Raw genomic sequence first — 19,198 nt, 5'->3', positions numbered from 1 at the left:
TTCGTCCACGTACGCCCGGTACGAGGACGACCCTCCGCCTTGCGATGCACCGCACCAGACGCCGCGGACCCCGCCCTCCGGGCGGACGACGCTACTTTCGAAACACGCCCTAGCCGCCGACCAGCGCGACGAGATGGGCTCCGGTCAAGGCACCCGCGATGACGGCCGGCAGGCAGCGGGCCGCCGGATCGCCGCTGCGCAGGTGGACGACGACGGCGCCGGCCATGAGCAGGAGCAGGCCGATGGATGCGGCAGAACCGAGCGCGGTGATCCGCAGGCCGAGCAGCAGACCGGCCGCTGCCGCCACCTCCAGAGCACCCAGCAGGCGGTAGTGGGTGGTGGTCATGCCGACGTCGGCCGCGGCCTTGCGCATCACCGGTGTGCTCCTCGAAGGACTCCCGTACGGCTGGCGGCAGCGGGGACGCGCCGACGGCGGCGAACCGCATGCTGGAGATGTCCGCGTCGACGGGGACATGGGCGAGGACGGAGTACACGGTGGGCACGCCGGACATGGCGGCGATGCGATAGTGCTCCACCAGCTTCCAGAACACCGGATACAGCTCGGGATCGCGGTAGCCCAGCGGCCCGGCCCCCACCACTCCCCGGCCGCGCAGCAACGGGCCGAGCAGGGTGACGATCAAAGCGTTGACGTGGAACAACGGCAGCGCTGCGAACATCACCGAGTCCGCGTCGAGAGGAATGCTCGAGGCCACCATCCAGGCGTCGACGACCTCGTTGGCGTGCGTATGGGCGGCAAGCTCGGGGATGCCGGTGGTGCCGCCGGTGTGGAAGTAGACGGCCAGGTCGTCGGCGGCCGGAGGCTCCGTGTCCACCAGCCGGTCGGCGGGATGGGACGCGGCAAGCTCCGTGAGGTGGCCGACGCGTATGCCCTCGATGGGGTCCAGAGCGGGCGCGGGGCCGTCAGCCGGGGTGGGGGTCAGTGCCAGCAGAGCGTCCAGCCGCAAGGCCACGGCGAACTGCCGGGCCGTGGCCCGCACCTGTGCATCCAGCTGCGGACCGGCGGCGATGAGCACCCGCGCGCCGCTGCGCCGCAGCAACTGCTCGACGTGCTCGGACGCCAGGCCCGGGTTGACCGGGGCGGCGACGCCCACTGCCTGCGCGGCCAGCAGCGCGCCGGGCAGCTCCGCGGTGTTCGGCGCGAGCAGGCCCACCGCGGCCCGGCGGGTGACGCCCAGAGAGCCCAGCAGATTGGCGGTGCGATGCACCTGGTCACGCAGTTGCGCGAAGGTGGCTGTGGCGGGGCGCAGGAAGCGGGCGGCATCGGGTAGCACCGTCAGGGCCGACCGGTCGGGCCACAGGCGGGCGGCGCGCAGCAGGGTGTCGTAGGTGGTGGCGGGCTGGCCGCGCTCGTGCAGCGGTACGGCCTCGATCGCGGACAGGTCCGCGCTGCTGTCGGGGGCGGGCCACAGCAGGTCGGTGGGTGTGCGTGTCACCGGTGCGCCTTTGCAGGGTGAGGGATGGGTTCAGGTGGCCGGCCCGGTACGGGGATGCCGGGCCGGCCGGTCCCGGGCGGGGCGGACCGGGAGCCGTCAGCGGGCGCGCACCACCGTGCGCTGCTCGCCGAGATCGAGTGCGCCGTCGTCGGTCGCGATACGGGCCGTCACGACGTCGCCGTCCTTGAGGTAGTGAGGGTTCGCCTGCTGGCGGGCGAAGAACCTCTGCCGGCGCTTGTGCGGGGGCAGCAGGGCGGCAAGCGTCGTCAGGAGCCTGCCCGGCGACTTCAGGGCGGTGCCGCCGGGGGTTCCGGTGAGCAGGACGTCACCGGGCTGCAGGTGCTGGAAGCGGGCGAGCAGACTGAGGGCGCGGGCGGGCCGGACGATCATCTCCGTGGTGGTGCGGTCCTGCCGGGTGGCCCCGTTGACCCGGAGGGTGAGCCGAAGGTCCGGCAGACGGGCCAGGTCGTCGGCGTCGACCAGGAGCAGCCGGGGGCCCAGCGGCGTGAAGGTCGGGTACGACTTGGCCTCGTAGAACTGGGTCTTGGTCAGTTGCAGATCCCGGGCGCTGACGTCGTCGGCGACGACGAGCGCGGCGACGAACGCCGGCAGGGTGGAGTCGGTGACCTCGGTACCGACCGGCAGATCGGCACCCATCACCAGCCCGAGCTCCACCTCGTAGTCCAGGAAACGCACGTGCTGTGGACGTTCGATGTCCTGGTAGGGCCCGCTGACGGACCCGGACGCCTTGCGGAAGAACGCTGGCGGAACGGTGTCCGGGTCGAATCCGGAGTCCACCGCGTGGGAACGGTAGTTGACCATCTGCGCCACCACCCGGCAGGGCGTGGTGACGGGCGACAGCAGCTCGGCCTCTCCAACCGAAACCCCGGCGTCGGGGTCGCCCGTGGCGCGGGCAGCCGCCTGCTGCACGGCGGAACGGTCGGCGAGCAGGCCGGCGGTGGTGCCCGCGCCGGTGTCGACGCGGTGCAGCCGTCCTGTGCCGCTCTCCACCCACCAGCCGTCTGTGGTGCGGACGACCTGGATACTCATCGGCTCTCCTGAGTCCTGGACAGGCACCGACCGGAAGGCTCCCGCGAGCAGCTCCAGTCAGCAGTGATGAGAGAATCAGTCCAGATGACGATCCCGTCAACAGTTGTCAGTCGTGACGTAACAATCAAAGCTGATGCACTGACGCACGGTGGAGAGATGAGTATTGATCGACAGGGCAGGGCCACCACACCCAGCCGCACGCCCAACCGCGTGGACCGACGCAAGGCGCGCACCCGTGCCGCGCTGATCGCCGCCGCGCAGCGGTTCCTCGCCGACCAGGGGCGGACCGACGTGAGCATCCAGGAGATCACCGAGGCGGCGGATGTCGGCTTCGGCTCCTTCTACAACCACTTCACCAGCAAGGACGAGCTGTTCGACGCGGCCGTCGCCCTCACCCTGAAGGAACACGGCGCACTCCTGGAATCCGTTGTTGGAGATTTGAAGGACCCCGCGGAGATCTTCGCCGCCAGCGTCCGCCTGACCGGCCGACTGCAGCGCACCCACCCACAGATCGCCAGGATCCTCGTCCGTACGGGCACGTCCTATCTGACTTCCGACAGCGGATTGGCACCGCAGGCGATGCGGGATCTGCGGGCCGCCGCCGACACCGGACGGCTCGACATCGACGACCCGCGCACTTCTGTCGCCATGGTCGGCGGCGCCCTGCTCGGAGTGCTCCACCTACTGGAGACCCGCCCGGACCTCGATGCCGCGCACGTTTCCGACCAGCTGGCCTTCCGCCTGCTGCGCATGTTCGGCATGACGCGCGCCGAAGCACATAGGATCGCCACTCGACCCCTGCCATCGCTGCCCCGGACCTGACAATGGTGAGCAAGATCGGCGACGCATGCGGACGTGACCAGCGCCCGTGAGCGGCTGTCGATCGTCCGCACGCCGGGCCGCTCGCAGTCGATGTTCCAGCCGAGCGGGCGCATCCCCCCGAGGCGGCGATCGCCGGCCGCAGGCAGTGAAGGCGCCTGCCGGCGCACGGTGGTACGGCCGGCGAACGGCGCCGGTGTGCCGGACACCGTCGGGATTCTCGTGCTCAGCGGCACCACCGTCACCTTCGGCGGCAGCGGACCGCGCATCCACTGCCACACCTTCCCGGCATGACTGCCCGGCACACGCTGCCGCTGTCGCTCCAGCTCGGCGTGACCGGACGGTCCCCGGTCCCCTCCAGGCACCGGGACCGGGCGCTGAGGGCACCGGCGGTCCGTGCGCCACCAGCGCCGCCGGGCGGTCCCGGCGGGGCTGGTGGCGCGGCGTCGGTCCCTAGCGGGGCTGGTCCTCGTGGGACAGCTCCAGATCGAAGTCGGTGGCACCGCTGCCGTCCAGGTGCAGCGACGCGGCGACCGGGGCGTAGCCGCTGGCGATGACGGTGTACTCGCCGGTGTCCAGGTCGGTGAACCCGTACGCGCCGTCGGCGCCGGTGATGGTGGTGCCGACCACGTTGCCCGCCGAGTCCAGCAGGGTGACCTTGGCGTCGTGGAGGGGGCCGCCGGTGGCCGTGCTGACGACACCGTTGATCCGGGCGCCGGGTTCCAGACGGACCTCGTACGGCTCCGTGGCCCCCGGCGCGACCTCGACGGGGAGGGCGGCCGGGCAGTGTCCGGACGCGTTCACCACGAGCGTGTAGCCGCCGGGGACCAGGTCGGCCAGGACGAAGGCACCGTCGGCGGCCGAGGTGCCGGAGGACACGACCTCGCCGCGCACGTCGGTGGCGACCAGCAGGGCACCCGGCAGCGGGTGTCCCTCGACGGCGTCCCGGACCGTGCCGGTGAGGGCGACGGTGCCGCTCAGCGCGAGGTCGCACTCGACCGGCCCGTCACCGACCAGGACCGTGACGGCCTGTGGCTGGCGGGAACCGGCGGCGCCGATCAGCACATAGGTGCCGGGGCCGGTGACGTCCAGGGCGTAGGCCCCGTCCACCTCGCTGACGGCGCGGCCGAGCTGCCGTCCACCGACGTCGATCAGCGTGATCACGGCCTGCGGCACCGGCGCGCCCGTGCCGTCCAGCACGCGCCCGTGGACGCCGTACGACGCGGTGCCGCGGGCGGGCGCGAAGCGGTCACCGGCCGGCTGCGCAGGCTGGGGTGCGTCGGCGGCGGACTCGGCGTCGGTGCGGTCCGAGGCGACGGGCTCGGCGTGCGTGGCCGCGGCCGGTGCCGCGGGCGTGGTGGCCGTCGGCTCGGCGGCCGGGCCGGCGGAGCCCTCCTCCGCGGCGCGCGCCTCCAGCCCGGAGACCTTGCGCAGCGGCACCTCCTTGGTCCACACCGCGACCAGGAAGCCCAGGACCATCACGGCCGCCGCGATGATGAACACCAGCTGCATCGAATCGGTGAAGCCGACCTTGAACGGCTCGGCCAGGCGCGGGTCGAGCCGCTGGATGAACGAGGAGTCGTTCAGCACGCCGGAACCGCTCCCGCCGCCCGCCGCGGGGTGCTTGAACATCTCCAGAACCGGCTTGTTCACGGGGTCGGCCCGTACGGCCGGGTCGTGGAGCGCGGCCTGGAAGGCGGGCGTCCGGTACGCGGTCCGGAACGCGGAGCTGATCTTGTCACCGACAGTGCTGAAGAGCACGGAGAGGAAGACGGCCGTACCGGCGGTGCCGCCCATCTGCCGGAAGAAGGTGGCCGACGCGGTCGCGACACCCATGTCTCTGGGCTCGACGGCGTTCTGCACGGCCAGGGTGAGGATCTGCATGCATCCGCTCAGGCCGATGCCGAACAGCGCCATGTAGGCCATGGTCTCCGGCAGGGCGGTGTCCCACTGCACGCGGTAGTGGAACAGCAGCATGGCGGCGATGATCAGCAGGGTGCCGATGACGGGAAAGACCTTGTACTTGCCGGTCTTCTGGATGACCCGGCCGACGACGACGGTGCCGGCGATCATGCCGACCATCAGCGGCAGCATCAGCAGGCCGGAGCGGGTGGGGCTGACGCCCTTCACGATCTGCAGGTACAGCGGGATCATCATCATCCCGCCGAACATGCCCATGCCGATGAGCACGGACAGCAGGCTCATCTTGCTGAACACCGCGCTGCGGAACAGCCGCATCGGGATCAGGGCCTCCTCACCCATGGTGCGCTCGACGAGGACCCACACGAGCAGGCCGATCACGCCGACGGCATAGCAGACGTAGGCCCTGGTGGAGGTCCAGCCCCAGTCCTGGCCCTGCTCGGCCACGAGCAGCAGCGGCACCACACCGACGGCGATGGTGAGCGCGCCCCACCAGTCGATGCGGTGCTCGCGCCGGGTGTGCGGGAGGTTCAGCACCCTGGCGACGACGAACAGCGCGACGATGCCGACCGGCACGTTGACCAGGAACACCCAGCGCCAGCCGGCGATGGTCAGGATGCTGCTGCGGCCCGCGAGGAAACCGCCGATCAGTGGGCCGAGCACGCTCGAGGAGCCGAACATCGCGAGCATGTAGCCCTGGTACCGGGCGCGCTCACGGGGCGGGACGATGTCCCCGATGATGGCCAGCGCCAGTGACATCAGGCCGCCCGCGCCGATGCCCTGGAAGGCCCGGAAGGCGGACAGCTCCGTCATCGACGTGGCGAACGAACAGGCCGCCGAGCCGGCGATGAAGATCGTGATGGCCGCCAGGAAGAAGGGCTTGCGGCCGTAGAGGTCGGAGAGCTTGCCGTACAGCGGCGTGCTGATCGTCGAGGTGATCAGGTACGCGGTGGTGACCCACGCCTGCGCGCTGAGGCCGTGCAGATCGTCGGCGATGGTGCGGATCGAGGTGCTGACGATGGTCTGGTCGAGCGCCGCGAGGAACATGCCCAGCATCAGGCCGCTGAGGATCGTCATGATCTGGCGATGCGTCAGTCGGCCGGCCGGCGCCGGCGCGGATATCGCTTCGGTTCCCCCGCGGGCCGGGGACGCGGACGTGGTCATGCGTGCGGATCTCCTTGCCTCGCCTCGCCGGCCGGGCGCGGCCCGGCTCCGAGGCTGGTGTACATGCGGGCGACCAGGTCGCCGTCGAGGTGCTTCAGCGGCCGAGTGGGGCGGCCGTCGCTCACGTTCCGTTGCTTGCGGCTACCAACTGAGTGTAGATCCTGCCGCGGACCGCCCGCTCCGCCCACGCCGGTCGGGGTGCAAGGAACGCCGTTTTGCCCTCGCGCGGCGACGCGGAACCCCTGAAAACCGGGGTGTGCGTGTGATGCCACCCATAGGAGGCAGATCACATCCTAAGCGCGGTCGTAGTGCCTCCCCCGGTTTGAGCTGCACAGATAACTTCAAAAGCGCTTATTTCGGACATTGCTCCGTAATTGCGTAGTACGTCACATCATTGCGCCGGACCCGACCCGCCGCTAACTATTGCTGTCGTCGCCGGGAGCGATGGAACCGAACGGGACTCCGTCGGATCCGCGCCGCTCACGACGGCACCACCCCGATGTCTCCCCCCTTGGAGGGTTACTTCCGCATGGCCAAGACCACCCGCACCCGCATCGCCCGCCTGCGTACGCTCGCTCTCACCGGCATCACCACGACCGGCGCCGCGGCTGCCGCCCTGACCCTGATGCCGGCCACCGCACAGGCCGCCGAAGCGAACCAGGTGCCCGCCTCCTCGGTGGTCACGGCCTCCTCGCACGACGCCGGCACCGCCGCCAAGGTCAAGTCCGCCGGCGCCGGCAACCTCGACGGCTGGATCAAGCAGTCGCTGAGCATCATGAAGGCCAAGGGCATCCCCGGCAGTTACGAGGGCCTGAAGCGCAACATCATGCGCGAGTCCGGCGGCAACCCCAACGCCCAGAACAACTGGGACGTCAACGCCAAGCAGGGCACCCCCTCCAAGGGCCTGCTGCAGGTCATCGACCCGACCTTCCACGCCTACCACGTGGCCGGCACCGCCAACAGCGTCACCGACCCGGTGGCCAACATCACCGCGGCCGCCAACTACGCGGCCCACCGCTACGGCTCCATCGACAACGTCAACTCCGCCTACTGAGCCGGGCGTCCAGGCACCGCGAGGCCGGTGCCGGCAGCGACCACCGCTGCCGGCACCGGCTTTCTCGCGTGCACGGCCGGTCAGACGTCGTCCGGGGTGCCCAGGCCGGTGAGCGCGCCCACCGGGTCCAGGTCGGGGGTGCCGCGGGGCCACCAGTCGTCCCGACCCGGCTCCGACTCGTAGGCGTACCACAGGCCGTCACGGCCGAGGCGGAGCTGGACGTGGCCGCGCGGATGGGTGAGCCGGTTGCGCCAGGGACGGAAGGCCGGGAGGTCGGCGGCGAGCAGCAGCGGCCGGGCCCGGTCGAAGCGGCCGGCCGGCGGGTCCCACGGCTCCTCCAGGGCGGCCAGACCCGCTGGGCCGCCCTGCCGCCAGGCGGCGACGGCCCGCGCGAGGTCGGCCGGGGTACGGCCGACGGCCGTGGCGAGCGTGGCGTAGAGCGTGCGGGTGGCGGCGGTGAGGCCGGAGCCGGGGCGGGCCGCGGCCAGGCGCACCGCGTCCTGCCACAGGGTCAGCTCCCCCACCGGGTCACGTCCGGTGGTGAGCAGCGCGTGGGCGCGGACGGCGGCGTCGGTTGCCAGCTGGTCCAGCGCGAAGGGGTCCGGGCCGCCGGGCGCCACCGGATACGCCGGGGGCTGCTCGGGGTGCGGGGGCACCGGCAACGGCGGCGGCAGCGGCGGCAGTCCACGCGGGGCGAGGGCGTCGGTGGCGCGGATGCCGGGCAGTGTCCCGGGCCGCCGGTCCCGGGCGGCGCGGGCGGCGCTGCGCCGGGACAGCGCGTCGAGCAGGCTCCGCTCGCCCCGGCCGCGCAGCAGGAGCAGCACGAAGGGGTCGGCGTCGAGCAGTCGTGCCGTCTGGTAGCAGAGCGCGGCCGCGTGCTTGCACGGGTGCCCGGAGTCGGGACAGCTGCACCGCGGCACGAGATCGCCGGGGCCGGGGAGCAGCGGCACGCCGCAGTCGGCGAGCGACTGGGGCAGTTCCCTGTCGAGCAGCGCGGCGATGTGGCCGGGCCGGTCGGCGGCGGCGTCCAGGAAGCGTGCCCAGTCCTCGTCCTCCAGCGTGCGGACCCGCACCTGTACGCGGTAGGGACGCGGACGGCTCCCGCGGACGTACGCCAGCACGAGCCCCGGGGCCACCGTGATCGCGTCCACGTGCCCCTGGTCGGCGTAACCCCGGCCCCGCGCCAGCCTCTTGGGATCCAGTGCCCCCTTCTCCAACGCGTCCACCCAGGCGTTCCCCCACCAGGTCCCGGCGAACGGCGCCTCCGCCTCGGTGGCCTGCCGCGGCGCGAACTCCGGGAAGGTGCGGCGCAGTTCGCCGTCCCGGTGGGGGGTGGCCATGGTGGTGGGCAGGTGCGGGGGCGGGGCGGCGTTGGTGGGGCCTGGGGCCGGGGCCGGATCCGTCACGGAGTCCTGGTTCGCGGTGCGCGGGGTGGTCGGGGCCGGGTCCGGGGTGCGTGCGATGGCGCGGCCGGCTGTGGCCGGCCCGGCCGTGGTGAGGCGCGTGCGAGGGGACGTCGGCTCTGCGGGCGTTTGGTCCGGCCCTGCGGAGACGGCGCGGGGGGCCTGCGGGGACGCCGTCGCGGGCCCCGGCCCGGTGGTGCCGGCGGCGTGCGGGTGCCGCTCCTCCTCCGGGTCGGGCCATGTCGGCATCCGGAAGGCGGTCGCCAGGTAGCGCCGCATGTCCTGGACCGCCCTGAGCCGGGCGGACCGTGCGGCGGAGCCTCGTTCTGACGCCGGCGTGGTGCGCGCCGCCGAGGGGCCTGAGCTGCCCGCAGCCGCTCGGGCCGAAGGCCGTCCGTGCGGCTCCGCCGCCCCCGTCCGCCCATGGGCGGCGTCCTCGGCCTCGGCGTGCGACGCCTGCCGCCGGGCAGCACGCAGCGCTTCCCGGGCGATGTCGGCAGGGCGGTTCCGCGGCCCCGCCGTGTCGTTGCCGGCTGTGCCCCTCCCGGATGGGCCGGCGCCGGATGTGCCGGTCCCGGCCGTGTCCTTCCCGGCCGTATGTCTCGCCGCTGCGTCCTTCTCCATCGCTCGGCCGGTCTCGGGCGCGTCCCTCTCGGGCGTGTCCTTCTCGAGCGTGTCGTTCTCCCCGGGGACGGACGTGCCGGACGGTGTTCGGGCGGCCGGCGACCGCACCTCGCCCGCGCCCCGGCCCCGCGCAGCCGCCGCGGTCTCGTCATCGCCGCGCCGTGCCGACAGCGCCGCCCTGAGCGCCGCGCGCGCCGCCTCTCCCGGCCCCGCGGCCTCAGGACGTACCGCCGGCCCGGCCTCGCCCACCGGCTCCCCCGCCTCCCCGGCCCCGGAGCCGGTGGCCCCCGCCGCGCCGGGGGCGCCGTCCGGCACGCCGGAGTCGGGGACGGCCCCCACGGACGGGCCCGTCCCCGAGCCGTCCGGCGCCGTCCTTCCCGACGCGTCCGCCGCCGACCCGCTGCCGGATGCCGCCACCGGCCGAGCCGCTGCCCCTCCCCCCCTTTCCACAGGCCCGGCCGGATCGACCGGCCCACGCTCCTTTGCACGCTCGACCCGGGTCCGGTCCTCCCCCACCCGCTCGCCCCGCCCCCTGGCGGCTCGCAGAGCGCGGCGGGCGGCGTCCGCCGGGCGTCCTTCCCCGGCGTTCACGACGGCCTCCTCAGTGAGACGAGGTCGGACAACTCGCGGTCGGTGAGTTCGGTGAGGGCCGCCTCACCGGAGCCGAGGACGGCGTCGGCCAGGGCGCGCTTGGCGGTGAGCATCTCGGCGATGCGGTCCTCCACCGTGCCCTCGGTGACCAGGCGGTGGACCTGGACGGGCTGGGTCTGGCCGATGCGGTAGGCGCGGTCGGTGGCCTGTTCCTCCACCGCCGGGTTCCACCAGCGGTCGAAGTGGATGACATGGCCCGCGCGGGTGAGGTTCAGGCCGGTGCCCGCCGCCTTCAGGGAGAGGACGAGGACCGGGGTCTCGCCACTCTGGAAGCGGTCGACCATGCGCTCGCGCTCGGGCACCGGCGTACCGCCGTGCAGCAGGTCGACCGGGACCGCACGGGCGGACAGGTGGGCGGTGACGAGGCGGGCCATGCCGACGTACTGGGTGAAGACGAGCGCCGAACCGTCCTCGGCGAGGAGGGTGTCCAGCAGCTCGTCGAGCAGGGCGAGTTTGCCGGAGCGGTGGACCAGGCGGTCGGGGTGCGCGTCCTCCTTCAGGTACAGCGCCGGATGGTCGCAGATCTGCTTCAGGGCGCCCAGCAGCTTCAGGACCAGGCCGCGCCGCGCCATGCCCTCGGCGGTCTCGATGGCCAGCATCGACTCGCGCACCACCGCCTCGTACAGCGCGGCCTGCTCGCGGGTGAGGGGTACGGGGTGGTCCGTCTCGGTCTTCGGGGGCAGCTCGGGGACGATGCCGGGGTCGGACTTCTTGCGGCGCAGGAGGAAGGGGCGGACCAGGCGGGCCAGTCGCTCGACCGCCTCGTCGTCCTCGCCGTTCTCCACCGCGCGGGCGTGCCGGGCGCGGAAGGACTTCAGGGGGCCGAGGAGCCCGGGGGTGGTCCAGTCGAGCAGGGCCCACAGTTCCGAGAGGTTGTTCTCCACCGGGGTCCCGGTGAGCGCCACGCGCGCGGGGGCCGGGATGGTCCGCAGCGCCCTGGCCGTGGCGGAGTACGGGTTCTTCACGTGCTGGGCCTCGTCGGCGACGACCATGCCCCAGGGGCGGTCGGCCAGCTGGGCGGCCGCCGAGCGCATGGTGCCGTAGGTGGTGAGGACGAAACCGCCGTCGACGCCCTCCAGGGTGCGGTCCGGGCCGTGGAAGCGGAGGACGGGGACGCCGGGAGCGAACCGGCTGATCTCCCGCTGCCAGTTGCCGAGCAGCGAGGCCGGGCAGACCACGAGGGTCGGCTCGGTGCGGGCGCGCTTCAGGTGCAGGGCGATGAGGGTGACGGTCTTGCCGAGGCCCATGTCGTCGGCGAGGCAGCCGCCGAGGCCGAGGGAGGTCATGAGGTCCAGCCAGGCGAGTCCGCGCAACTGGTAGTCGCGGAGGGTGGCGTTCAGTCCCGGAGGCGGGTCGGCGGGGCGCAGGCCCGCCGTGAGGCGGTCGCGGAGAACGGCCAGCGCACCGACGGGGACTGCCTCGACGGTCTCGCCGTCGACGTCGGCGGTACCGGTGAGCGCGACGGACAGCGCGTCGACCGGGTCTAGCAGACCCAGTTCCCGTTTGCGGGCCTTGCGGACGAGAGCCGGGTCGACCAGCACCCAGCGGTCCCGCAGACGTACGACCGGGCGGTGGGCCTCGGCGAGGGCGTCCATCTCGGCCTCGCCGAGAGGGTCGCCGCCGAGCGCCAACTGCCAGCGGAACTGGAGCAGTTCCTCGCTCTCGAAGAAGCCGGTGCCGTCGGTGGCCGAGCCGGGCGCCGGGCGGACCACGGCGGCGGCCGTGAGGTCACGGGCGAGGTCCCGCGGCCAGTGCACGGCGACGCCGGCGGCGGCCAGGCGGGTGGCTCCGACGCCGAGCAGCTCCCCCAGCTCCTCCTCGGACAGGGCGAGGACGTCCGGCGCCTCCTGCTCGGCGAGCCGCTCCAGGGGCGGCCACACCCGCGCCGCGCGCCGAACCGCGAGGGCGGCGTCCACGCGCGCGCGGGGCCCGAACGCGGTGTCGGCCTCCCCCGCCCACAGGGCCGCCGCGTCGGCCACCAGGGTGGGGTCGGCGAGGCTGTGCACCTGCACGATCGCGGCTCCGGCGGCACGGGCGCCGTCGCTCGCGCCCGCGTCGAAGACGTCGTACGCGGACAGGTCCAGGCGCAGGGAGATCCGCACGCCGGCGTCCATGCCGGCGGCGACCTCGGCCGCCCAGTCGTGGGCCCGGGGCAGTGCGACCGGCTCCCGGGCGGCGAAGGGGCGGCCGGCGCTGTGCACGGCGGCCGGGGTGCGGGGCAGGGTGTCGGCGACCGCGTCCAGGAAGGAGCGGATCAGGGCCTGCGGCTCGGGCAGCCGGAGCGGCCCGGGGTCCGCGAGCGGCACCGCGTGCCCCTCCGGGGGCAGGGCCGCGGCGACCGCGCGCAGGTGGGCGATGTCCTCCGGCTCCAGCGGGCCGGCCCGCCAGGCGTCGTGGCCGGACGGGGTCAGGCCGGGCAGCAGGCGGCCGCGGGCGACCAGCCGCAGCCCGTGCAGCGCGGCCGCACCCCAGCAGGCCGTGGCCGGATGGGCGGCCGGGTCGCGGCGGGCCCGGACCAGCAGGGGCAGGGCCTCGGCGAGCGGCAGGGTCAGCGCGGGCACCTGCCGGCGGCGCACCCCGGTGCCGTGCCGTCGTACGACCGTGAGCTCGGCGGTCTCGCCCTCGACGGGCCCGCCGTCGGGGTCCCAGAAGGCGACGCGGCCCTCGCGCGGCAGGGGCGCCGGAAGGTAGACGGACGCCAGGCGCGCCGGGACCGGGTTCCCGGCCCGCACAGAGCCACCCGTGCGCCCGGCCGGTGCTGCCGTGCCCCCTGCGCTCATACGTCCTGCCACCTCCCGTCCCCGTGCCGGATCAGACGTCTTCGACTCTACGGGCGGGGTCTGACAATCGGTCCCGGAGCGGCCGTGGCCCACGGGTCAGGGGACGGTGCGGGAGACGACGTAGACCACCGGGTTGTTCGGGTCGGACATGTTCACGACCACGTCCTGGCTGGGCGCCGGGTTCTTCTGCGCGTGGGTCAGGCCCCACCAGGGGCCGGTGCCGGTGAAACGCCAGCCGCTGACCCTCTGGTCCCGGGCGCCGATGGCGATGTCGCCCTTCTCCAGCTCGTCCCGGCGCGTGCCCATGGTCTGCAGGAAGGCGTCCAGACCGGCCCCGTTGGTGCGGAACTGCACGTACAGGCGGCTGGTCTTCCAGTTGTTCGTCTCGTAGCAGGCGATGTCGTCGGCCGGGTGCGGGACGGTCACCTGGTAGAGGCGGCGCTGCACCTTCGACGGCCAGCCCGGGGTCAGACCGGTCGCCGAGTACTTGGCCTCCTTGTCCTTGCCGCTGTTGCGGCTCTGGTTCGCGGAGATCACCAGGTATCCGGCCGGGACGCCGATCAGCAGGACGATGATCAGCAGGGTGAGCGCGCGGCGTCTGGCCTTGTGCCGGGGGTTCTCGGCGGGGTGGCGCGGCTGGTTCGGCGGGGCGGCCTGGCGGGGCAGGGAGGCGGTCATGCGGTGTCCCGGTCGCGGCGCGCCTGGGCGTACCGCTCGTAGCGTTCGTAGCGCTCCACCCGGCGGCGCTTGGCCCGGCGGAACCGGCGGGCGACCAGCCGGGACAGGTCGGCGGCGCCCACCATGCCGGCCTCGGGGCCGAGCTGGGCACGGGTGATGCGGGCCTCGGGGCGGTAGCCGCGGCCGGTGAGGTGGCGCTTGAAGGCGTCCCGGGCCGGGCCGATGAGCAGGTCGTCGGCGGCCGAGACCCCGCCGCCGACGACGAAGCAGGACGGGTCGAGGGCGGCGGCGAGGTTGGCGATGCCGACGCCGAGCCACTGGCCGATGTCCTGGAGCAGTTCGACGCACATGGCGTCGCCCTCGCGGGCCAGCTGGGTGATCATCGGGCCGGTGATCTCGTCGATGTTGCCCTTGACGTGCTCGATGATCCCGTAGGCCACCGGGGAGTCGGCGGCGGCCAGTTCCCTGGCCTCGCGGACGAGTGCGTTGCCGGAGCTGTACTGCTCCCAGCAGCCGCGGTTGCCGCACGGGCAGCGGTGCCCGCCGGGCACGACCTGCATGTGCCCGAACTCCCCCGCGACGCCGTACTTGCCCCGCTTGACCTGACCGTCCTCCAGGATGGCGCCGCCGATGCCGGTGCCGAGGGTGATCATGACGAGGTGGTCCTCGCCCCGGCCGGCGCCGAAGCGCCACTCCGCCCACGCGGCGGTGTTGGCGTCGTTGTCCACGAGGACCGGCACCGAGAGGCGGCCGCTCAGGCGGTCGCGCAGCGGTTCGTTGCGCCAGGACAGGTGGGGCGCGAACAGGACGCGGTTGCGGTCGGCGTCGACCCAGCCGGCCGCGCCGATGCCGACGGCGTGCACGTCGTGCCGGTCGGACAGGTCGAGGACCAGTTCGACGATGGTGTCCTCGACGACCTTGGGGCTCTTGGACTTGTCCGGGGTCTCCGTGCGGAGCTTCTCGAGGATGTTGCCGTCGGCGTCCACGACGCCCGCCATGACCTTGGTGCCGCCGATGTCGATGCCGACCGTCGGCACCCGGGGTGCGGTCAGGTGGGAGCGGCGTTCCCTGGTGCCGACCGTACGGAGCACGGGGGCCCTGCGGGAGCCGATGGGGGCGGTGAGGTCGCGGTAGGTGCTCATCGTGCGTCGATTCTGCCTCACCGCGGACACAGGTGGCGTACGGGAGCGAAGAGGGAGGCAGGCGCGCGTGGCCGGCGCGGGACGTGTCGGTGGGCCGCGCGCCCCTCAGCTTCGTTGCAGTTCGTGGCTCAGGGCCTCCAGGTCGGCTCCGCCCGCCATCTGGCGGGTCAGCTCGTCCAGGGTCGTCTCGTCCCGTGTGCAATTGCTAATGTCCGGACATTGTGACGAAGCCCGGGTCGGCATCAGGGCCGCACCAGCAGCTGGAACTCGAAGGAGTAGCGCGTGGGCCGGTAGATGTGGTCGCCGAACTCGACCGCCCGGCCGGTGTCGTCGAAGGTGGTGCGCTGCATGGTGAGCAGCGGCGCGCCCTCGTCCTCGGCGAGCCGCTCGGCCTCGGCGGCGGTGGCGCCGCGCGCCCCGATGGACTGGCGGGCGCTGTGCAGGGTGATCCCGGCGGAGCGCATCAGCCGGTACAGGCCGGTGGCCTCCAGTTGGTCGGTGTCCAGGTCGAGCAGGCCGGTCGGGAGGTGGTTGACCAGGCACGCCATGGGCTCGCCGTGCGCGAGGCGCAGCCGCTCGACGCGGTGCACCTCGCCGCCCTCGGGCACGCCGAGCGCGGCGGCGACCGCGGCGGAGGCCGGCACCAGGGTGTTGACCAGTACCTTGGTCGCGGGGCGCTGGCCGGCCGCCTCCAGGTCGTCGTACAGGCTGCTCAGTTCCAGCGGGCGCTTGACCTGGCTGTGCACCACCTGCGTGCCCACGCCGCGGCGGCGCACGAGGAGCCCCTTGTCGACCAGGGACTGGATGGCCTGTCGGACGGTCGGCCGGGACAGGCCGAGCCTCGCGGCCAGCTCGATCTCGTTGCCGAGCAGACTGCCCGGGGTGAGGCCGCCGCGCTCGATGGCCGCCTCCAGCTGCTGGGAGAGCTGGAAGTACAACGGCACCGGGGAGCTACGGTCCACATGGAGGTCGAGCGACACGGTGGGGTCCACATCAGGTTTCGGCACGGGCCCGAGCGTAGCCCCGTGGCCGGTTGACGGGAAGTTGTGTAGTCCGATTGTCCGGACATACGCATTGACAGGGCGCGGGGTCCGACCCCACTTTGTTTCCATGCGCATCGGGGTCATCGGTACGGGCCGCATCGGCACCCTTCACGCGAGGACGCTCAGCCGGAACCGCGACGTCGGATCGCTGATCCTGACGGACGCGGATCCGGCGCGGGCGCAGGGTCTGGCACACCGGCTGGGCGAGACGGTGGCGCCGGGAGTGGACGAGATCTTCACCTGGGGCGTGGACGCGGTGGTGATCACCACCGCGACGTCCGCCCACGCCGAACTGATCGGTCGGGCAGCTCGCTCGGGCCTGCCGGTCTTCTGCGAGAAGCCGATCGCGCTCTTCCTGCCGGGCACGCTGCAGGCGCTCGCCGAGGTGGAGGCGGCGGGCACGATCCTGCAGATGGGGTTCCAGCGGCGCTTCGACGCGGGATACGTCGGTGCCCGCGAGGCCGTCCACTCGGGGCGGCTGGGCCGGCTGCACACCGTGCGCGCGCTGACGTGCGACCAGTCGCCTCCCCCGCCCGACTGGCTGCAGCTGTCCGGCGGGCTGTTCCGGGACACGCTGATCCACGACTTCGACGTGCTGCGGTGGGTGACGGGCCGTGAGGTGACCGACGTGTACGCCACCGGGTCGGACGCCGGGCCCGTGATGTTCCGTGAGGCGGGTGACGTCGACACGGGCGCGGCGCTGCTCACGCTGGACGACGGCACGCTCGCCACGGCCACGGCGACCCGGCTGAACGGCGCCGGCTACGACGTGCGCATGGAGCTGGCCGGGGAGCGGGACACGGTCGTGGTGGGGCTGGACGACCGTACGCCGCTCGCGTCCACCGAGCCGACCGGGCCCCCGCCCGCGGACAAGCCGTGGCCGGGGTTCCTGGAGCGGTTCGGCCCGGCGTACGAGGCCGAGCTGAACGCCTTCGTGGACGTGATCCGCGGCGCGCGTCCCAACCCCTGCGACGGCCATGAGGCCCTGCAGGCACTGCGCGTGTCGGAGGCCTGCGAGGTCTCCCGGCGGGAGCGGCGCCCGGTGGCGCTGGCGGAGATCCCGGACCGGGCGCGGGCGTCCGCGGGCTGACCGGCCGGCACCCGTCGGAGCGGAGCGCAGGACCCCGCGGGCCTGCGGCGCACCCCGCCCCGGACCTACCAGCGCACCGGCAGTGTGCGGACGCCTCTCATCAGCAGGCCGGGGAGCCATGCGCCGGGTGGCCCGTCGAGGGCGAGGGCGGGGGCGCGGCGCAGGAGGGTGCCGACGGCGGTGCGGCCCTCCAGACGGGCCAGGGGCGCGCCCAGGCAGTAGTGGATGCCGTGGCCGAAGCCGAGGTGGCCGCGGGTGTCGCGGCGGATGTCGAAGCGGTCGGGCTGCGCGTAACGGGCGCCGTCGCGTCCGGCGGCGGTGAGGCTGATCACCACGTGGGCACCCCGCTCGATGGCCGCTCCGGCGATCTGCAGGGGTTCGGCGGCGAACCGGTAGGTGGCGCTCTGTACCGGGCCCTCGTAGCGCAGCATCTCCTCGACGGCGCCGTCCAGGAGGCTCATGTCGGCGCGCAGGGCCGCGAGTTGGTCCGGGTGGGTCAGCAGCGCGTGGACACCGTTGCCGATGAGGTTGACGGTGGTCTCGTGGCCCGCGATCAGCAGCAGGAAGGCCATGCCGCGCAACTCCTGCGCGGAGAGCCGGTCGCCGTCCTCGGCGGTGGTGCGGATCAGATCGCTGAGCAGGTCGTCGGTGGGGCCGCAGGCGCGCTTGTCCTCGATCAGTTCGGTGAGGTAGGCGCCGAGACGGACCACCGCCTCGTACCCCGTCTCCTCGGTGGTCGGGGCGACCACCTCCGTGGACGTCTTGCGGAACTCCTCGCGGTCCATGCCCGGCACACCGAGGAGTTCACAGATGACGGTGATGGGCAGCGGGTAGGCGAGGGAGGCGATGAGGTCGGCGCGGCCGGCCGGGAGCATCTCGTCCAGCAGTTCGTCGGTGATCTGCTGGACGCGCGGGCGCAGCTGCTCCACCCGGCGCATCGTGAACGCGCGCGTGACGAGGCCGCGCAGGCGGGTGTGCTGGGGCGGATCGGTGGCGAGCAGGTGCTGGCCGATCATCTCCCGGTCCGTGACGGTCACACCGATCTTGTCGGTGTCCTTGGCCAGCCGGGTGTCGGCGAGGGCGGCGCGCGCCTCCGCGTACCCCACGACCAGCCAGGCCGTGTCCGCCCAGCCCGGCAGCCGGACCCGGTGCACGGGGCCCTGCTCGCGCAGCCGGGCGTACACCGGATGCGGATCGGTGCGCAGTGCCTCCTCGAACTCGGCCAGTTCGACCACGTGTTGCCCGCCCATCGCTCCCCTTCCGGACGCCCCCGAGGCCACCGGGATCCTCCCGGTACTCCGACAACGCGCGGCGTGCGAGCTTGGTGCCCGTCGTCGCCGAGAAGTCGACTTCGGCCGGGCACGCGCGCATGTCCGGGCCTCGGCGCCGGCCTCTGCGGGCGGGGTGTTCCTCGGCACGGATCCGAGGCACGGATCCGGCGGCGGGGCAGCGTCCACGAGCGGGCGCCCGCTCCGTGCGCCACGTCGCGACGCCGTCGGCCGTCCGCGGCGCGCGGACGCCGTGCCCCTGGTTAACTCCGCGAAAACTCCGCGGACTTGCCGGGAAACTCTCCGTGATTGACATTGACATGCCATTCTCTACGCGCGTCATCATGAGGCCATGAGGTTCCCCCCACGCATCACTCGTCTCGGCGCCGCGGCCGCCGTCCTGTCCGCTCTCCTCGTCGGCGGCACCGCCGGCGCCACCCCGGCGTCCGCCGCGGCCGGCAGCATCTGCTACGGCGACCTGCCCTCGCAGGCGTACGACACCCTGGACCTGATCGACCAGGGCGGCCCCTTCCCGTACTCGCAGGACGGCACCGTCTTCTCCAACCGCGAAGGCGTCCTGCCCGGCGAGCCCTCCGGGTACTACCACGAGTACACGGTGATCACGCCCGGCTCCCCCACCCGCGGCGCGCGCCGCATCGTCACCGGTGAGCAGTACCAGGAGGACTACTACACCTCCGACCACTACGCCACGTTCGACCTCATCGACTTCGGTTGCTGAAGTCCGGCAGTCCAGCGGAAACCATTCCCGGTGCGCGTGCCCGGCAGGGCGCGCGCACCGGCGTTCGACGGCCGGACGGCTTCATGCGGCGGCGGGTGGGGCGAGCGGGTGGGTCCGCACCCCCATCCCGCGGCCGTCGCCCGCCCACGGCGAGGGCGACGTTTCGTCGTTGTCAGACGGGCCCTAGAAGAGTCAACTAGTGCCGCAACAGGCAACGTTCGCCCCGTCGCGACCCCGGCACGCTCCCCCACTGCCTCAAGGGCGGGGGAGGTGCCCCCACTCGCCGCACCGGGCACAAACCCACGTACATCCAGTACGA

14 protein-coding genes and 1 pseudogene are annotated in these 19,198 nt (G+C 73.3%); 5 read left to right on the top strand and 10 right to left on the bottom strand.

Annotated elements, in window-relative coordinates:
- Positions 1-109: 109 nt before the first annotated feature.
- From AC5WRT_RS36310 to AC5WRT_RS36300, 3 genes and pseudogenes are all read right to left on the bottom strand, one after another.
- The gene (locus AC5WRT_RS36310; RefSeq protein ID WP_496097860.1) at positions 110-346 is read right to left on the bottom strand and encodes a DoxX family protein; all 237 of its coding nucleotides are present in this window, start codon (positions 344-346) and stop codon (positions 110-112) included.
- Between the two features lie 85 nt (positions 347-431).
- Positions 432-1,292 (bottom strand): annotated as a pseudogene (locus AC5WRT_RS36305) (AMP-binding protein); the annotation flags it as partial.
- A 258-nt stretch (positions 1,293-1,550) separates the two neighbouring features.
- Positions 1,551-2,504 carry a fumarylacetoacetate hydrolase family protein gene (locus AC5WRT_RS36300; RefSeq protein WP_496100989.1) on the bottom strand — a complete coding sequence of 318 codons (954 nt, stop codon included), beginning with the start codon at positions 2,502-2,504 and terminating at the stop codon, positions 1,551-1,553.
- A gap of 156 nt (positions 2,505-2,660) precedes the next feature.
- On the opposite strand from AC5WRT_RS36300, the gene AC5WRT_RS36295 reads away from it, so the two are divergent.
- On the top strand, positions 2,661-3,326 hold the full coding sequence (locus tag AC5WRT_RS36295; protein ID WP_496097848.1) for a TetR/AcrR family transcriptional regulator: 666 nt from the start codon (positions 2,661-2,663) through the stop codon (positions 3,324-3,326).
- 33 nt (positions 3,327-3,359) lie between these two features.
- Positions 3,360-3,617, top strand: a complete 258-nt coding sequence (locus AC5WRT_RS36290; protein WP_496100988.1) for a hypothetical protein — start codon at positions 3,360-3,362, stop codon at positions 3,615-3,617.
- 159 nt (positions 3,618-3,776) lie between these two features.
- On the opposite strand, the gene AC5WRT_RS36285 is transcribed toward AC5WRT_RS36290, so the two are convergent.
- The gene (locus tag AC5WRT_RS36285) at positions 3,777-6,407 is read right to left on the bottom strand and encodes an MFS transporter (protein WP_496097847.1); all 2,631 of its coding nucleotides are present in this window, start codon (positions 6,405-6,407) and stop codon (positions 3,777-3,779) included.
- Between the two features lie 529 nt (positions 6,408-6,936).
- Between AC5WRT_RS36285 and AC5WRT_RS36280 the strand changes: the two genes are divergently transcribed.
- On the top strand, positions 6,937-7,461 hold the full coding sequence (locus AC5WRT_RS36280) for a transglycosylase SLT domain-containing protein (RefSeq protein WP_496097845.1): 525 nt from the start codon (positions 6,937-6,939) through the stop codon (positions 7,459-7,461).
- A gap of 80 nt (positions 7,462-7,541) precedes the next feature.
- Here AC5WRT_RS36280 and AC5WRT_RS36275 read toward each other — a convergent pair whose 3' ends face one another.
- The 5 genes from AC5WRT_RS36275 to AC5WRT_RS36255 all read right to left on the bottom strand — a co-directional run bounded on the left by AC5WRT_RS36275 (position 7,542) and on the right by AC5WRT_RS36255 (position 15,719).
- Entirely contained in the window at positions 7,542-9,143 is a 1,602-nt protein-coding gene (locus AC5WRT_RS36275) for an SWIM zinc finger family protein (protein ID WP_496100987.1), read from the bottom strand.
- A 932-nt stretch (positions 9,144-10,075) separates the two neighbouring features.
- Positions 10,076-12,919, bottom strand: coding sequence for an SCO1167/SCO6262 family helicase (locus tag AC5WRT_RS36270; RefSeq protein ID WP_496100986.1), 2,844 nt, complete (start codon positions 12,917-12,919; stop codon positions 10,076-10,078).
- 96 nt (positions 12,920-13,015) lie between these two features.
- Positions 13,016-13,597 carry a sugar kinase gene (locus AC5WRT_RS36265; protein ID WP_496100985.1) on the bottom strand — a complete coding sequence of 194 codons (582 nt, stop codon included), beginning with the start codon at positions 13,595-13,597 and terminating at the stop codon, positions 13,016-13,018.
- Positions 13,594-14,739 carry an ROK family glucokinase gene (locus AC5WRT_RS36260; RefSeq protein ID WP_496097841.1) on the bottom strand — a complete coding sequence of 382 codons (1,146 nt, stop codon included), beginning with the start codon at positions 14,737-14,739 and terminating at the stop codon, positions 13,594-13,596. The genes AC5WRT_RS36265 and AC5WRT_RS36260 overlap by 4 nt, the downstream gene beginning before the upstream one ends.
- A 242-nt stretch (positions 14,740-14,981) precedes the next feature.
- Positions 14,982-15,719: a GntR family transcriptional regulator gene (locus AC5WRT_RS36255; RefSeq protein ID WP_496097859.1), complete on the bottom strand. Its 738-nt coding sequence runs from the start codon at positions 15,717-15,719 to the stop codon at positions 14,982-14,984.
- Positions 15,720-15,849: 130 nt separating this feature from the next.
- Between AC5WRT_RS36255 and AC5WRT_RS36250 the strand changes: the two genes are divergently transcribed.
- Positions 15,850-16,872, top strand: coding sequence for a Gfo/Idh/MocA family protein (locus AC5WRT_RS36250; RefSeq protein ID WP_496100984.1), 1,023 nt, complete (start codon positions 15,850-15,852; stop codon positions 16,870-16,872).
- Between the two features lie 65 nt (positions 16,873-16,937).
- Here AC5WRT_RS36250 and AC5WRT_RS36245 read toward each other — a convergent pair whose 3' ends face one another.
- A complete protein-coding gene (locus AC5WRT_RS36245; protein ID WP_496097839.1) occupies positions 16,938-18,122 on the bottom strand; it encodes a cytochrome P450 family protein in 1,185 nt (394 codons plus the stop codon).
- 370 nt (positions 18,123-18,492) lie between these two features.
- Here AC5WRT_RS36245 and AC5WRT_RS36240 point away from each other — a divergent pair, with 370 nt between their 5' ends.
- Entirely contained in the window at positions 18,493-18,879 is a 387-nt protein-coding gene (locus AC5WRT_RS36240) for a guanyl-specific ribonuclease (protein ID WP_496097838.1), read from the top strand.
- Positions 18,880-19,198: the final 319 nt, after the last annotated feature.

The organism is Streptomyces sp. NTD91, assembly GCF_059510455.1.
This window is presented reverse-complemented; position numbering and strand designations above follow the sequence as displayed.

Coding starts and splice junctions, on each gene's coding strand:
- AC5WRT_RS36270 (WP_496100986.1), bottom strand. CDS start 12,919: ATGAGCGCAGGGGGCACGGCAGCACCGGCCGGGCGCACGGGTGGCTCT.
- AC5WRT_RS36250 (WP_496100984.1), top strand. CDS start 15,850: ATGCGCATCGGGGTCATCGGTACGGGCCGCATCGGCACCCTTCACGCG.
- AC5WRT_RS36280 (WP_496097845.1), top strand. CDS start 6,937: ATGGCCAAGACCACCCGCACCCGCATCGCCCGCCTGCGTACGCTCGCT.
- AC5WRT_RS36275 (WP_496100987.1), bottom strand. CDS start 9,143: ATGCGGCGCTACCTGGCGACCGCCTTCCGGATGCCGACATGGCCCGAC.
- AC5WRT_RS36265 (WP_496100985.1), bottom strand. CDS start 13,597: ATGACCGCCTCCCTGCCCCGCCAGGCCGCCCCGCCGAACCAGCCGCGC.
- AC5WRT_RS36310 (WP_496097860.1), bottom strand. CDS start 346: ATGACCACCACCCACTACCGCCTGCTGGGTGCTCTGGAGGTGGCGGCA.
- AC5WRT_RS36300 (WP_496100989.1), bottom strand. CDS start 2,504: ATGAGTATCCAGGTCGTCCGCACCACAGACGGCTGGTGGGTGGAGAGC.
- AC5WRT_RS36245 (WP_496097839.1), bottom strand. CDS start 18,122: ATGGGCGGGCAACACGTGGTCGAACTGGCCGAGTTCGAGGAGGCACTG.
- AC5WRT_RS36285 (WP_496097847.1), bottom strand. CDS start 6,407: ATGACCACGTCCGCGTCCCCGGCCCGCGGGGGAACCGAAGCGATATCC.
- AC5WRT_RS36260 (WP_496097841.1), bottom strand. CDS start 14,739: ATGAGCACCTACCGCGACCTCACCGCCCCCATCGGCTCCCGCAGGGCC.
- AC5WRT_RS36240 (WP_496097838.1), top strand. CDS start 18,493: ATGAGGTTCCCCCCACGCATCACTCGTCTCGGCGCCGCGGCCGCCGTC.
- AC5WRT_RS36295 (WP_496097848.1), top strand. CDS start 2,661: ATGAGTATTGATCGACAGGGCAGGGCCACCACACCCAGCCGCACGCCC.